Source organism: Dyadobacter sp. BE31 (assembly GCF_031457695.1).
In the GTDB taxonomy this organism is placed as follows: Bacteria; Bacteroidota; Bacteroidia; order Cytophagales; family Spirosomataceae; genus Dyadobacter.
In genome coordinates this window covers 23068-37327 of record NZ_JAVDXA010000001.1, presented here as the reverse complement: position 1 = coordinate 37327, position 14260 = coordinate 23068, and the positions used below count along the sequence as shown (strand labels likewise).

Here is a 14260-nt window from a genome sequence, read left to right as displayed (position 1 = left end):
TTGCGTATGATTTGCAAATGCCTTCACCTCCGGATAGCCGCCGCTCAACTGCTGCTGGTAGCCGGGCAGACTTTCGGGCAGACCGTGGCATGGGACAGTACCGTCCGGCCGGATATCTATGCGCCGCGTGTTGCGCTGATAAGATCCTTCATACATTCTCCCAAGGACATTGTTTTTCTTGGAAACAGCATTACGTTCTGGGCAGAATGGCAAGAGTTGCTGGGCAACAAGCATATCCGCAACAGGGGCATTCCGGGGGATACGAGCTACGGGATTCTCGGCCGCCTGGACGAAGTGACGGGAGGGAAACCTGCGAAGGTGTTTCTTATGATCGGCATCAATGATCTGGCCCGCAACACACCGGCAGCAGTGGTGGCGAATAATTGCAAACGCATTGTAAAAAGGATTAAAACCGAATCGCCCGGGACACGGGTATATCTGCAAAGCCTGCTTCCCACCAACGATTCTTTCAACAAGCTCCCTAACCACTGCAACAAAGACGCGCTGATACTGGAAGTAAATAGCGCCCTGGCAGTGTTGGCGAAAGAAGAAAATGTCGGTTTTATAGATCTGTATACCCATTTTTCAGACTCTGCAGGGAAGCTGAAAAAAGAGCTGACCTGGGACGGCGTGCATTTGACTCCCGCAGGGTATGTACTGTGGGCAGATTTGCTTCGAAAGGGTAAGTATATAAATTCAAAACGATAAACCGCCTTTGCGATGGCAAATACTGAAATTCCTATTCTAAATCTGAAAGACAAGCATATATGGGTTTTTGGAGGGGCCGGCTATCTCGGACAGGCTGTCGTTTCGGCCCTGGATAGATGGGGTGCTAAAGTGCTGTGTGCGGATCTGGACGATAGAGCGGCGGTTTTTGCGGAAAAGGAAAAACTCGTGAATACCACCTGCGCCACGCTGGATGTAACCCATACCGAAGCGGCTGAGCAGTTTGTCGAGAGGCAGATTGCTGCGCTTGGCGTGCCCGATGGGTATGTGAACCTTATCACCGCGAGCACCGCTAAGAAAATGGAGGAACTGTCGGCGGAAGATTTTGATATAGTAAATCACGGTGGGCTCACTGCCACTTTTATTCTTACCCGCGCTTTGGGTATGGAAATGGCTGCCCGGCAACGTGGCAGTATCGTGTTGTTCTCGAGTATGTACGGTTCGGTGTCGCCCTACCCGGATGTATACCAGGAGCCCATGAACAAAAACCCGCTCGAATATGGCGTGGGAAAGGCGGGTATCAAGCAAATGACGCGCTATTTTGCTGTTCACTGGGGCAAATACAACGTGCGCTGCAATTGCATTTCCCCCGGGCCGTTCCCTAATCCCGAAGTACAGAAAACGCATGCGGCTTTCGTTGCTAGGCTTGCCGGTAAATCACCGATGGGGCGCATCGGACAGGCGTCGGAAATTGTCGGCTCGGTGGCCTTTTTATTATCCGATGCCGCTTCCTATATCACCGGGCAAGACCTGGCAGTGGACGGCGGGTGGACCAGTTGGTAACATCAATGCAATATTTATGAAGCTTCTTTCAATCGTTTTTAACCTAATTTTTATGACCGTGTTGCTGGGCGCTTGCAATAGTAAAAAGCAGGATTTTCAAAGTTCTGTCGAACTTGAAAAGCAATGCATTGCGGCTTTGAGGGATGTGTTGGCAGCGCAGCAGGAATGGGTAAAAGTCCATGCAGCTGAATACCTGATCTGGGCGGGGCATCCCGAGGGTATCCGGGAGGCTTATATAGAGGAAGAGCGAATGTGGGCTGCAAAGCCGCAGTACCGCATCGGGATCTGGCGTGTGCTGGCGCAGGTGGCCACAGCGGACGTTGATAAGCAAATCTGGACAGACAAGATTTTAGGGGTTTTCCTGGACTCTACGGCCACCGACCGCATTCATGCTGCCGAAACGTTGGCAAAACTGGGGATCTCGCCTTTAAAAAAGGACTGGAAACTGACCGAAAACACACTTCAGAGCGAGATAAAACCACTGGCACTATACACCTTATGGAGTACTGCATTTACCTCCCCGGATTCACGTGCGACGGTCAAAGCCCGATTCCTGAAAGCAGCGCTGAATGCGGATACTGAAGCCGCGGACAAGGTGATTCCCGCCTATGCCCTGCGTCAATTGAAGGGGATTTCGCAGGAAGAATCAACGATGCTGGCCGTGGCAGCATTGGCGGAGCCTGCGGATTCACCGGCAAGGATATATTTGCTGAGCGCGGCTTTTACCAACAACGATCATAATCTGGGCCAGTTAGAAAAGTTGCATGCCGCGCTGGTAAGCTACAAAAGCGCGATATCGAAGGGTGCTATTTTGGAGATGGCCGCCGCTTTGGCTGAAAGGGGCAAAGCGGAAGATATTTCCATATTAACGCCGCTGCTTACGGGTGCCAGTCAGCTGGAAAATGAGTCGGACCGTGCGGATGTAGCCGCGGCCGCTGCACATGCCATTTTACAAATCGGAAGCCGCACAGAGTAGGTATAAATGTCTTTGAAAGATAGTATCAGAAATAGGGATGAAAGTAAAAGACCGGCCCTGAGCCGGCAGTTAATTTTGTAAAAAGATAAAACCATGAAAATGCGCGAAAGCAGGGTCCTTAAAAAGCTGAGAGCAGGGGAGATTGTAAGTTGTCTCAAAATCAATCTGTCAGACGCCCGCGTCGCTGAAATTGCCGCTATTTCCGGTTTTGACTGCGTTTGGACAGACCAGGAGCATATCGGTCAGGACTGGTCGATACTGGCATCCAATATCTGGGCTACCAAGGCACACGATACGGATATCCTGGTCAGGGTTCCAAAGGGAAGTTACAGCGATTTTATACGCCCTCTTGAACTGGACGCTACGGGTATCATGGTTCCGCACATTATGAATCTGGCCGAAGCCGAGCTGATCGTCGGTATGACACGCTTTCACCCTACCGGGCGCCGGCCAATCGACGGCGGCAACTCCGACGGGGCTTACACGGCGCTGGATTTCAACGAATACCTGGTGCAGGCGAACCAGCAGCGGTTTGTGATTTTTCAGATAGAAGATCCGGAACCACTGAACGAACTGGAAGAAATAGCGGCCCTGGACGGTTATGATATGCTGTTTTTTGGCCCCGGGGATTTCAGTCAGGGAATAGGTGCCCCCGGTGAATGGAACCACCCCGAGCTGATCGCCGCCCGAAAGCGGGTGGCGGAAGTGGCACAAAGGCACGGAAAGTTTGCCGGAACGGTAGGCGGGCCCGGGAACGCCAACGAGCTGATTGCAATGGGGTACCAGTTTATCAGTATGGGCGCTGATGTGGTGGGTATTAAAAATTATTGCCAGGACCTGGTGAGCGCTTTTACAAAATCCTCGGCTGCGGGATCGAAAAATTCCTATATGAACACCTGACGAAATTATCACTTTAATATTTACAAGAATTGAAGAAAAGACTGCTGGGAAATACCGGGATAGCGGTTTCTGAAATTGCTTTCGGCGGTGTAGAAATTGGCATGCCATACGGCATCGGTGTGGCGGGTAAAGAAGATATGCTTTCTGAAAAGGAAGCTATATTACTGTTGCATGAAGCGCAAGACAGGGGGATCAATTTCTTCGATACTGCCCGGCTTTACGGTGAAAGCGAGTCAATCATTGGGAAAGCTTTCGAAGGCAGGAGGAATGACATTGTCCTCGCTACCAAATGCAGCCATTTTCGAAAAGACGGGAAACTGCCGCCCGACTGGGAGCTCAGGCCGTTTATCGAGCATTCGTTACAGCAGAGCCTGGAAATGCTCAAGACAGACTACCTGGATGTTTTCATGTTGCACCAGGCCGATGTGGAAATTTTGCAAAATGAAACCATTGCGGAAGTTTTTTCGGAACTGAAAGAAAAAGGCATAATCCGGGCCACCGGGGCGTCGACCTATGCTACCGAAGAAACTTCCCTGGCGATCGGCAGTGGGAGATGGGATGTGATCCAGCTGCCTTTCAATCTCATGGACCAGCGGCACGGGTCGTTTTTTCAGAAAGCATCCGAAAATGGGGTCGGCCTGGTCATTCGCTCCGTTTTGATGAAGGGATTGCTGAGCGACAGGGGCAAAAACCTGCATCCCGCCCTGGCCGATGTGGAGCGGCATATCCAAAGCTATCATACCTGGACAGGCGACCGTTTCCCGGATCTGCCTACGCTCGCTACCCGGTTTGCATTGTCATTTGAAGAGGTATCCTCGGTGTTGGTAGGGATCGACAAAACAGCTTATCTGGAAAAAGCCCTCGCTACGGCAAATGGCAGCTATATGCACGCAGCAATGCGAAAAGAGGCCGAAAATCTCGTATATCCCGATCCGGAATTCCTAAACCTCCCGCATTGGGACCGGATGGGGTGGTTAAAGTAAATCGAATATGTTGAAACTTGGAATCATTGGCATGAGCCCCGGCAATGCCCATCCCTACTCCTGGTCGGCGATCATCAACGGGCAGTTCGACGGGGAGGAGATCACACGGATCGGCTACCCCGCAGTGGCCGCTTATCTGGAAGCTAACCGCGATACGCTGGGCTTGCCGGCGGCAAAGGTTACGCATGTATGGGCGCAGGAGCGCGAAATCGCTGAAAGCATTTGTAAAGCGGTCGGGGTGACAGTTATTGTAGACGAATTGGCCGAAATGATCGGTGAGGTAGATGCAGTGATCCTGGCGCGCGATGATCCTGAAAACCACAAGGAAATGGCGCGGCCCTTTATTGAGGCAGGCATCCCGATTTTCATTGACAAGCCGGTTGCATACTCTGCCGAAGATCTGGATTGGTTCTCGGCCCAAAGCGCGGCCGGCAGTTTCATTATGTCCTGTTCGTCGATGCGTTACGCAAATGAAGTGCGGGTGGCCAGGCAGGAGCTGAAATCGCTCGGCAAGCTGGAACTGGTCACCGCTGTGGGCAAGAAAGACTGGAAGAAATACGGGATACATTTACTCGAAGCCATTTTTGCTATCCTGGACGATCCCGAAGTGCGCTCGGTCAAAAGCATCGGCGAAGCGGACCGCGAAATCGTACACCTCCGACTTGAAAACGGGCCGGACGTGACGCTTCACCTCTTCAACGAGATATCGGGCACCTTCCAGGTTTCGCTCTTTGGCCGGAATGCCTGGAAACTGATTGATATACGCAACTCTTACTCCATGTTCCGCGACAACCTCATTGAATTTATCCGGTCGGTGGAAGAAGGAAAGCCTAGGCTGGACTTCGGCAAAACCGAAAGGATTGTGAGGGTGATTGTGGAGGGTAAGGGAGGAATTGGCTGACAGCCGTTAGTCAAAAGCCGTTAGCCGCCCGCCAATAACTGACAACCAAAAAAATGCATATCAAAGACCTATTTAGCTTAAAGAACAAAGTAATCCTTGTGACCGGAGGGTCGGGGAATTACGGGAAATGTATTGTGGAAGGTTTGGCCGAAGCGGATGCTACGGTAATCACTACTTCCCGTGACATTGTCTCTGCCCGGACTACCGCGGCGATTTTTACGGAACGCGGCCTGGATGTACATCCGATGCAGGCAGACCAGAGCGATCATGAATCGGTATTGACTTTGAAGCAATACGTCCGCGATACCTTCGGCAGGCTGGACGGGTTTGTAAATAATGCGGTTTCCAGGCCAATGAAAGGATATAATGCACCTTTGAGCCAGTTTGAGGAGTCTATGCATACAAACGCGACGGGGATGGTGGATTTATTAAGGGAAATGACAGATCTGATTATTCAGAGCGGTGGCGGAAGCGTGATCAACATTGCTTCGATGATGGGTATGTTCGGCCCGGACCTCTCCAATTATGACGGTACCGAGAATATGGGCGACCTACCACCCGATTATTTCTTCCACAATGCCGGACTTATCAACCTCAACCGGTATATGGCGCAGATGCATGCGGGGAAGAATATCCGTTTCAATTGCATTAGTCCTGGCGGGCTCTTTAACAACCAGCCTGCTGCATTTCTTCATAATTACATCAAAAAGGTGCCGCTGCGCCGCATGGCCAATCAGGATGATATCAAAGGCCTGGTTGTGCTGCTTGCTTCGGATGCAGGTGCTTACATCAATGGCGAGAATATTCTCATGGACGGCGGGTTGAACGCCTAAAACAGCGGATAAAAGATAGTATCAGTAATCCACACAAAAGTAGGAGAACGCAAAAGTGGGTGATATGTACTTTTGTGATGTAGTTGTTTTTTGAAATAATATTTCGTTTTTATGACAAATATAATTCATCCCGATCGTGATCCTGCTTTTGCTACCGGTGCTTATTCTGATGGTATTGTGGTAGATGGATTTCTCTTTGTGAGTGGTCAGGCTGCCGTGGATTTTAAAACCTCTCAATTTGTACTCGGTACGATTGAGGAGGAAACCGCGCGCACGCTGGATAATATCGCAGCGATTATTAGTGCCGCCGGCGCCTCTATGGAAAACGTGGTCAAATGCACGGCTCACCTGGCCGACATACAGGATTTCGACAGGTATAATGCCGTTTATGCCACCTACTTCCCCGGCATTAAGCCTGCGCGTACAACCGTGCAGTCTGTTCTGGCAGAAAACATCAAAGTGGAAATTGATTGCATTGTAAAACTGCCAGCCTGAGCGCCGCAAGTATGGATGAACAATCGAATGTTGCGGCAATACCGGTGGGAGTGGTGGGCCTGGGATTGATGGGTAGCAGCATAGTCGCTGCGCTGCTGATTTCCGGACACCCGGTAAAGGCGATCGCTCCGATTGCTTCCGACGCAGAAAATGTACATGAAAGGATCTATACCCAACTTCATTATTGCCAGCAAGCAGCGCTGACAGATTCGGATGAAGATCTGAAAGCGAGACTCGAAATATCTCAGGATTATGCAGTACTGGCAGACTGCCAGGTTGTAATCGAATGTGTAGTCGAAAAGCTGGCCGTCAAATCGGAGGTTTACAGGAAAATCACCGACGTAGTCAGCGCCGAGTGCATCATCGGCAGTAACACTTCTGCGCTGCCCATTAGCGAGCTGCAACCTTATGTGTCCAATCCGGGCCGCTTTCTGGGTATTCACTGGGCCGAACCAGCGTTTATGACGCGTTTTCTGGAAATCACCTGTGGTAAGCTGACCATGCCAGTTTTCGCCGAGCGCATATTTACATTGGCTCACCAATGGGGCAAGGAACCCACCCTTTTGAAAAAAGATATACGCGGCTTTATTACGAACCGGCTGATGTATGCGGTGTATCGTGAAATATTCTATCAGATGGAAAGCGGGAATGCAACCCGGGAGGATCTTGACAAGGTATTTCGCTACGATGCAGGCTCATGGATGACTTTAATGGGCGTTTTCAGGAGAATGGATTATCTGGGGCTGAAAGATTACGCTGCTGCCCTGGATAATATTTTCCCGCAGCTGAGTAACGCGGCCGGCGTGCCGGAAATGATGCAGGTAATGGTGGCTGAAACAGCCCGGGGCATACACAATGACAGGGGACTGTACCCCTATGGGCCCGGTGAGGGCAAGCAGTGGGACGAGGCATTTACTCGGTTTAATCTTGAAATACATAGCCTGGCTGCCAAGTATTCGGAAGAGCAGGTGAAAGGGCATTTATACAAATTATGAAAACTTACTCAAAATCCGCCGCCTTGCTGGAAAGGGCCAGGAAAGTACTTGCCAGCGGAGTTTCTTCTGAATTCAGAAAATACAACCATCCGCATGCGCTGTTTTATACGCACGGGAAAGGAAGCAGGATCTACGATGTCGACGGGAATGAATACCTTGATTTTACTCTTAGCCAGGGACCGCTGATCCTCGGGCATTCTCACCCGGAGGTTTTGAAGGCGGTCGGAGAATATTCCGAAACGGGGCAATTGTTTGCGGGCCAGCATTTGAAAGAAATAGAATTGGCCGAAAAACTCAATGAACTCATTCCTTCTGCCGAGCTGATGCGTTTTTGTCTGGACGGTTCTGAGGCAGTGCAGACAGCTTTCCGCGTCGCGCGGGCAAAAACCGGGAAAAATAAATTCCTTCGCTTCGAAGGGCATTACCATGGCTGGATGGATAATGTATGCTGGGGTATTTCCGCACCTTCGCCGGAAGCACTGGGCAGCCGTGAAAAGCCGCATGTATTCCCCTGGACGCAGGGCCTGCCCGAGGGGGTAGAAAATGACTTTATCATTTTACCCTGGAACGACCTCAGCCTGGTACGTAAAATCGTGGCTGAGCGGGCTGCCGAAATCGCGGCGATCATCACAGAGCCGATTATGTGTAATAATGGATGTATTGAGCCTATCCCGGGTTTCCTGCAGGGGTTGAGGGATATTTGCACAGAAAACAATATTGCGCTCATATTCGACGAAGTGATCACTGGCTTCCGGATATCCCTGGGAGGCGCACAAACGTACTTCGGTGTGACTCCCGATCTGTCGATTTTCGCCAAGGCCATCGCCAGTGGTTACGCGATCAGCGCAATTGTTGGTAAATACGAATGGATGCAACTGATTGAGCAGGCGAAAGTGATACATGCCGGCACGATGAATGCCAATAACCCGACCGTAGCCGCGGCGCTGGCTACCATAGAGGTTTTGGAAAATGAACAGCCGCACGAGAATATGATCCGGCTGGGCCGCAAACTCATGGAAGGGCTGAGGTCCGCCGCCGCCGCAACTGGTCACGCCATGCTGGTGGAAGGCCCTGGGCCGATGTTTGCGATCAGTTTCACAAGCCTGAAAAAAACTGCCGATTATCGCGACACGCTCATGGCAGATAAGGCCAAACTGGGCAGATTCATCGCAGGTATGCACGACGAGGGCATCCGGGTGATCGGTCGGGGCTTGTGGTACATCAGTGCGGTGCACAAGGATGAAGATATTGATCGGGCTGTCGCTACCGCGGAGAAAGTTCTCAAAAATATTTGACAAGAAGTATTAAGCTGGAAAAATGACAAAAGGGGGACAACAATTGGAACCTGTATTGCTGGTAGGTGATCATATGCTCGCGAGCGGCATCGCAACTTGCCTGCAACAATCGGGGCTTGTTTTTACAGCGGAGAGAGACATTTCTGAGCTGACCTGGCATCAGGCAGGAGAACCGTTTGCACTTGCAATATTAGTCACGGAAGAAGACCTGGCTGTTAAAAAGCAGCAACTGAGGGTATTGGAAGACAAGCTGGGCGGAAATACGATCATTGCAATCAATACGGAAACTATCGGGCTGGACCTGTTGCAGGAAAACGCGGCATTTCCCAGGCGGATCATCGGGCTGAACTGGGTGGAGCCGGCCGATACCACCTTTTTTCTTGAAATTATCACGAATCAGGTAACCGATGAAGGTATAGCCGGGCAAATTAGCCAGACCGCTGAGAAGTGGTGGAATAAGGATCCGTATATTATCAAAGGGAACGCCGGTGTTCGTATGCGACTGATGGGCGCGCTGATCCGGGAGGCTTTTTATCTGGTTGAAAATGGTTTCGCCACAGTAGAAGATATCGACCGCGCATGCCGGAATGATGCCGGATATTATCTGCCGTTTGCGGGGAATTTGCGTTACATGGACCTGATGGGGACTTATGCTTATGGAATGGTTATGAAAGACCTCAATCCGGAGCTTTCCAACTGCACGCGAATCCCCGACTTTTTCAGGCAAATGTTGTCGGAACGGAAATCCGGAATGAGCAGTGGAGCAGGTTTTTACGCGTATGCGGCCGGAGAAATGGAAAAATGGCAGGAATTGCATCGGAAATTCAGCGTTCAGGTAAGGGAACTGATTGAGAAATATCCTTTTAATTACAGCACGGAAGAGGTAGCGGAAGTTCGTAACGGATTTAATTTTCGGTAAAAAACGATGAGCAGACTGATTTTCGACGCCCACCTGGATTTGTCTATGAATGCCATTGAATGGAACCGGGACTTGACCCGGCCACTGGCTGAAATACGGCAGCGCGAGATGCACATGTCGGACAAAAATGACCGCGGCAAAGGGACCGTTTGTTTACCGGAGCTTAGAAAGGGCAATATTGGTCTGGTAGTAGCAACCCAGTTGGCGCGTTACACCCCGCAGGGAAGTGCGCTGGCAGGCTGGAATTCGCCTCAGCAAGCCTGGGCGATGACGCAGGCGCAGCTGGCCTGGTACCGGGAAATGGAGGCGATTGGCGAAATGGTCCAGATCAGGAACCTGACGGGATTAAATGCACACCTGGCGCTTTGGAATGATCAGTCAACGGCGGCGGAATTGAAGCCTGTCGGCTATATTTTAAGTCTCGAAGGGGCCGATTCCCTGGTAGATATTTCTTATTTGCAGAGAGCTTATGACGACGGCCTGCGGGCAGTTGGCCTGTCGCATTTCGGCCCCGGGAGGTATGCTCCGGGGACAAAGATGCAGGGGCCGGTGACGCCGGCGGGGTTTGAGTTAATGCGTGAAATGTCCCGGCTGAATATGATCCTGGATACCACGCATCTGACAGACGAAGGCTTCGAGCAGGCACTGGATTGTTACGACGGACCTATCTGGTCGAGCCACCATAACGTCCGCAAAATTGTGCCCAACCAGCGGCAACTTGCCGACCATCAGATTAAAAGGTTGATTGAGCGGGGCGCTGTGATTGGCGGTATGCTCGATTGCTGGGCCATGGACATCCGTTTTATCGATATGGTTTCCGACCCCTGGCAACTGGATATCCGGCTGGAACATCTGGTTGATCACTGGGATCACATTTGCCAGCTGGCGGGAAATAGTCATCATATTGCCATAGGGAGCGATCTCGACGGCATTTTCGGCACAGAGCAATCACCCTGGGACCTTAATTCGATTGCGGACTTACAGAAGTACGAATCCATTCTCGAAAGAAGAGGCTACTCGGAGACAGATATCGACAACATCTTCAGCGGAAACTGGCTCAGATTCTTGAGGGAGGCGTGGAAGGATGATTGAATGATTGAATGAGAGAATGAGTGAATGAACGAGACGCCCAATCCAATCAAACCCATGCTACAATCCGGAGCTGCACAAGTTAAAACTACCCCTCCGCTGGGGACCCGCATTAATGGGGATTTTATCACGCATTATGCGACTTACATTCATGATGATCTGTATTCCAAAGCGCTCGTCCTGAAATGCGACGATACCGTCGTTGCTTTGGTGGTGGTGGATATTTGCGTAATGCCGAGAGAGTTTCTCGATCCTGTTAAAGCGGATATAGCCCGGATAACAGGCATTCCGGCTTCCCACATCCTGATTTCGAGTACGCACACGCACGCGGCGGGTTCGGTAGCGGATGTGCATCTCGGCAGCGTTGACCCAGCTTATGCGCAGAAGTTGCCGGGGCTGATTGTCGAATCCGTCCGGTTGGCTATCCAAAATCTCCGCCCTGCACAGCTGGCATTCGGAAGTGTACAGGCTCCGGAGCATTTGCTTTGCAGGAGATACGAAATGCAGACAGATTACCGCCCGTTCAACCCGGTTTCGGGCGGGGATGATCTGATTAAGACCAATCCATTTGGCGCAGAGAGCAGCATTTTCAGAAGTATTGCACCTACCGATCCGGAGCTGGGTTACCTGGCAGTACGGGGTACGGACGGTCGTTGGATTGGCTTACTGGCAAATTATTCGCTGCATTATGTGGGCGATTGGGAAAATGGGACGATTTCAGCAGACTATTTTGGGGTATTTGCCAGGACACTCGGCGACAAACTCCGGGCAGGGCCGGAGTTTGTCGGAATGATGAGCAACGGTACCAGCGGAGATGTTAATATCTGGGATTTTATGTACCCCGAGCGGTATCCCAAGGCGCATTTTGCAAAAAGCAAATTGATAGGTTCTGATCTGGCGAGCCGGGTTTTTCAGAGTGTGGATACATTGGAATGGAAATCGGATGTATTGCTGGATGCGACTTTGGAGAATGTGTCTATTCCCGTTGCCAAACCCAGTTCCCGCGAACTTGAAACAGCAGCCGGGCTCCTGGCCGGCGCGCGTTTTGAAACCATTGAACCGGATCAGGAAGGGTTGAAGCAGATATATGCGAGAGAGCAGATATTGCTCAATGAAATGCCCGACCGGCGCGAATGTCCTGTGCAGGTGATCAGGATAGGCGATGGAATGATAGGTGGACTGGCAGGAGAGTTTTTTTCGGAAACGGGACTGTACCTCAAAGAAAATTCCGTGGCAGCGCATTATTTCACGATCAGCATGGCCAATGGGAACGTAGGTTATGTGCCTCCGGCGGAGGAAATCGTCAAGGGAGGATACGAAACCTGGCGCTGCCGTTACAGCTGCCTTATGCCGGGAGCGGAAGATACGATTCGTGAAAAGCTGCTGGTATTGGCGAAAAGCCTCGCCGATGCCCGCCGCTAATACTATATTTCAGTAGTACTACCAGCGAAACCACACGACTTTATCGGATTGCCAGCGTTTTGCGGTAATCGCTCGGCGTCATGCATTTCAGTTTTTTGAATTGCCGGTTGAAATTCGCCAGGTTATTAAAGCCGCATTCATAAGCTACTTCCACCACGTTCCGGTCATTTTGTGACAGTAATTTGCAGGCGTGACCAATCCGGACCGTAGTAAGGTATTCTACAAACGTAACCCGGAACTGTTCCTTAAAAAAATTACAAAATGCAGTGACGCCCATGCTACTTACGGCGGCGATTTCACTGAGACTAATATCCTTGTCAAAGTTTTGCATGATATAGCCGGTGATTTTTTTGAAGCGGTCGGAGGAATCGTAATGGAAGTTTTGAACGAAGCGCGGGCTAGCCAAAAGATCATATTCCGACGTGGTCGACATGATATCGAATATCAGGAAAAGGTTGGACAGTCGCTGTAACCCACTCATTGGGGGCATTTCACGGATCAGTTTGTTGATCCGGGTACGCGTATCACCGCGTAATGCAAGGCCGCGGTCGGCCAGGGCGAGGACTTTTCTCAAATTATCGATTTCCGGAATATTCATAAAATCTTCCCCCAGAAAATCGTCGGTAAAGTGGATCACCAGTGCATCGGCTTGCTCTTTCGCTTTTCGTTCCAGGTAAACAGGATCATTCACCCATACGTGTGGCAGCAGCGAACCCATGAAAACGAGGTCATCCTCTTCAAAATAGCCGATATGGTCACCAACCATCCTTTTACCTGTACTCTTATTGACCAATACAAATTCAAAATGCGCGTGGTAGTGCCAGGGCGCGGGAAAGAAATCGCCTTTTTCGCGAAACACAATGAAGGATTTATCGACATCCTGAGGCAGATGGAATTCAACAGCTTTCATAGTCCAGGGTTTTAGTGCCTATGTAAACTAATACAAAATTTCAATCAGCGCCAGTTTGTGAAAGATAGTATCAGAAATAACGATAAAAATAGCAGGTGAGCTGGTTCTGGCGGTGGTTTGGAATCTACGGGGCGGATTCTTCCAGGTAATTAGTGTGATTATTTAAGCTGTGCGCAGCAAACACCCGCTGATGATCTCGGGACTACTCAGCGGGGATATATTCTCAACACTCATGCGGATTCAATCGGTATCCCGATATTGCGAAGATCTGTTTTCCCACAAAACAATCTGTCAGAGGACGATCACGCCCTGGGGGCTCATGCCATTATGTGATGTCATACTTCAAAGCTGGTTTTTTGTTCGCGATTTGCAAACAGAAAACAACTAATTGCCCATTTACCGTAATGTAAGTCTAATAATCGATGGAATAACAGTCAGTGACGGTTACTCCATTGAAAAAACTATTAGTAGTCTACGAAAACATGACCTTCATATTCGCTGCATCCATCTAAGAACAGGTCTTTCGCGAAAGCTTCGTAGTCAAAATATTTTTCGAGCGCGGATGGTACGCCTGAAAGTAGTCCTGTCTCTTCGATGTATTGGTAGGTGTATTCAAGTGTAGCATCTTTCCCTGAACCGCCGAAGAATCCTCGGTAGCTTTCCCGGAATCCATCAAGTTGGTCATCTAATTCGTACCCGTTGGATGGCCAATAGTTAGTCTGTTTGCAGTAAATCTCGAATGCTTCGGCAGTCTCATGATCCATTTCACCGATGGCCTCGAAATATGTAAATGCCTCTTTATGTAGGCTGCATTCTGATATCAAAAAATCCGGGATGTTCTCCCAGTCCTGGAACATCAACTCCGGGTCCAGTTCATTTCGATGAAATTCGTAGCAGTCTTGCAGGAATTCTTTGAAGTCAGCGAAGTCCGTCAGGTCAAACCACTTACCAAACAGTGACCTATTGTTGTACTGGCTGTAGGTTCCCACATAGATTTTAGGAGTACTTTCAAGATTTCTCATGATTGAAAGGC

The 14260-nt window shown here is 50.2% G+C and carries 15 protein-coding genes; 13 read left to right on the top strand and 2 right to left on the bottom strand.

What is annotated here, in order from left to right:
• The first annotated feature begins 6 nt into the window (after positions 1 to 6).
• The 13 genes from J2Y43_RS00195 (at position 7) to J2Y43_RS00135 (ending at position 12317) form a co-directional block, all read left to right on the top strand.
• A complete protein-coding gene (locus tag J2Y43_RS00195) occupies positions 7 to 708 on the top strand; it encodes a GDSL-type esterase/lipase family protein (RefSeq protein WP_309981811.1) in 702 nt (233 codons plus the stop codon).
• A gap of 12 nt (positions 709 to 720) precedes the next feature.
• On the top strand, positions 721 to 1509 hold the full coding sequence (locus tag J2Y43_RS00190) for an SDR family oxidoreductase (protein WP_309981812.1): 789 nt from the start codon (positions 721 to 723) through the stop codon (positions 1507 to 1509).
• Positions 1510 to 1561: 52 nt separating this feature from the next.
• A complete protein-coding gene (locus tag J2Y43_RS00185) occupies positions 1562 to 2485 on the top strand; it encodes a hypothetical protein (RefSeq protein WP_146151564.1) in 924 nt (307 codons plus the stop codon).
• Between the two features lie 93 nt (positions 2486 to 2578).
• Entirely contained in the window at positions 2579 to 3385 is an 807-nt protein-coding gene (locus J2Y43_RS00180) for an aldolase/citrate lyase family protein (RefSeq protein ID WP_309981813.1), read from the top strand.
• A 29-nt stretch (positions 3386 to 3414) separates the two neighbouring features.
• Entirely contained in the window at positions 3415 to 4368 is a 954-nt protein-coding gene (locus tag J2Y43_RS00175; protein ID WP_309981814.1) for an aldo/keto reductase, read from the top strand.
• A 7-nt stretch (positions 4369 to 4375) separates the two neighbouring features.
• Entirely contained in the window at positions 4376 to 5269 is an 894-nt protein-coding gene (locus J2Y43_RS00170) for a Gfo/Idh/MocA family oxidoreductase (protein WP_309981815.1), read from the top strand.
• Between the two features lie 53 nt (positions 5270 to 5322).
• Positions 5323 to 6102, top strand: a complete 780-nt coding sequence (locus tag J2Y43_RS00165) for an SDR family oxidoreductase (RefSeq protein ID WP_106596586.1) — start codon at positions 5323 to 5325, stop codon at positions 6100 to 6102.
• 111 nt (positions 6103 to 6213) lie between these two features.
• Positions 6214 to 6597, top strand: a complete 384-nt coding sequence (locus J2Y43_RS00160) for a Rid family detoxifying hydrolase (protein ID WP_106596585.1) — start codon at positions 6214 to 6216, stop codon at positions 6595 to 6597.
• Positions 6598 to 6608: 11 nt separating this feature from the next.
• Positions 6609 to 7592 (top strand): 3-hydroxyacyl-CoA dehydrogenase family protein, encoded by a 984-nt coding sequence (locus J2Y43_RS00155; RefSeq protein ID WP_309981816.1) that lies wholly within the window; start codon positions 6609 to 6611, stop codon positions 7590 to 7592.
• Positions 7589 to 8887 (top strand): aspartate aminotransferase family protein, encoded by a 1299-nt coding sequence (locus tag J2Y43_RS00150; protein ID WP_309981817.1) that lies wholly within the window; start codon positions 7589 to 7591, stop codon positions 8885 to 8887. Before J2Y43_RS00155 ends, J2Y43_RS00150 begins: the two co-directional genes overlap by 4 nt.
• Before the next feature lie 43 nt (positions 8888 to 8930).
• Positions 8931 to 9806 carry a 3-hydroxyacyl-CoA dehydrogenase family protein gene (locus tag J2Y43_RS00145; protein WP_229211009.1) on the top strand — a complete coding sequence of 292 codons (876 nt, stop codon included), beginning with the start codon at positions 8931 to 8933 and terminating at the stop codon, positions 9804 to 9806.
• A 6-nt stretch (positions 9807 to 9812) separates the two neighbouring features.
• The gene (locus J2Y43_RS00140) at positions 9813 to 10898 is read left to right on the top strand and encodes a membrane dipeptidase (protein WP_309981818.1); all 1086 of its coding nucleotides are present in this window, start codon (positions 9813 to 9815) and stop codon (positions 10896 to 10898) included.
• Positions 10899 to 10952: 54 nt separating this feature from the next.
• A complete protein-coding gene (locus J2Y43_RS00135) occupies positions 10953 to 12317 on the top strand; it encodes a hypothetical protein (protein WP_309981819.1) in 1365 nt (454 codons plus the stop codon).
• A gap of 40 nt (positions 12318 to 12357) precedes the next feature.
• On the opposite strand, the gene J2Y43_RS00130 is transcribed toward J2Y43_RS00135, so the two are convergent.
• On the bottom strand, positions 12358 to 13227 hold the full coding sequence (locus J2Y43_RS00130; protein WP_106596580.1) for an AraC family transcriptional regulator: 870 nt from the start codon (positions 13225 to 13227) through the stop codon (positions 12358 to 12360).
• Between the two features lie 464 nt (positions 13228 to 13691).
• A complete protein-coding gene (locus J2Y43_RS00125) occupies positions 13692 to 14249 on the bottom strand; it encodes an antirestriction protein ArdA (protein WP_309981820.1) in 558 nt (185 codons plus the stop codon).
• Positions 14250 to 14260 lie beyond the last annotated feature (11 nt).

Excerpts from the sequence above, each read along its gene's own strand:
- J2Y43_RS00195 (WP_309981811.1), top strand. The coding sequence starts at position 7 with ATGATTTGCAAATGCCTTCACCTCCGGATAGCCGCCGCTCAACTGCTG.
- J2Y43_RS00190 (WP_309981812.1), top strand. The coding sequence starts at position 721 with ATGGCAAATACTGAAATTCCTATTCTAAATCTGAAAGACAAGCATATA.
- J2Y43_RS00185 (WP_146151564.1), top strand. The coding sequence starts at position 1,562 with ATGACCGTGTTGCTGGGCGCTTGCAATAGTAAAAAGCAGGATTTTCAA.
- J2Y43_RS00180 (WP_309981813.1), top strand. The coding sequence starts at position 2,579 with ATGAAAATGCGCGAAAGCAGGGTCCTTAAAAAGCTGAGAGCAGGGGAG.
- J2Y43_RS00170 (WP_309981815.1), top strand. The coding sequence starts at position 4,376 with ATGTTGAAACTTGGAATCATTGGCATGAGCCCCGGCAATGCCCATCCC.
- J2Y43_RS00165 (WP_106596586.1), top strand. The coding sequence starts at position 5,323 with ATGCATATCAAAGACCTATTTAGCTTAAAGAACAAAGTAATCCTTGTG.
- J2Y43_RS00160 (WP_106596585.1), top strand. The coding sequence starts at position 6,214 with ATGACAAATATAATTCATCCCGATCGTGATCCTGCTTTTGCTACCGGT.
- J2Y43_RS00155 (WP_309981816.1), top strand. The coding sequence starts at position 6,609 with ATGGATGAACAATCGAATGTTGCGGCAATACCGGTGGGAGTGGTGGGC.
- J2Y43_RS00150 (WP_309981817.1), top strand. The coding sequence starts at position 7,589 with ATGAAAACTTACTCAAAATCCGCCGCCTTGCTGGAAAGGGCCAGGAAA.
- J2Y43_RS00140 (WP_309981818.1), top strand. The coding sequence starts at position 9,813 with ATGAGCAGACTGATTTTCGACGCCCACCTGGATTTGTCTATGAATGCC.
- J2Y43_RS00135 (WP_309981819.1), top strand. The coding sequence starts at position 10,953 with ATGCTACAATCCGGAGCTGCACAAGTTAAAACTACCCCTCCGCTGGGG.
- J2Y43_RS00130 (WP_106596580.1), bottom strand. The coding sequence starts at position 13,227 with ATGAAAGCTGTTGAATTCCATCTGCCTCAGGATGTCGATAAATCCTTC.
- J2Y43_RS00125 (WP_309981820.1), bottom strand. The coding sequence starts at position 14,249 with ATGAGAAATCTTGAAAGTACTCCTAAAATCTATGTGGGAACCTACAGC.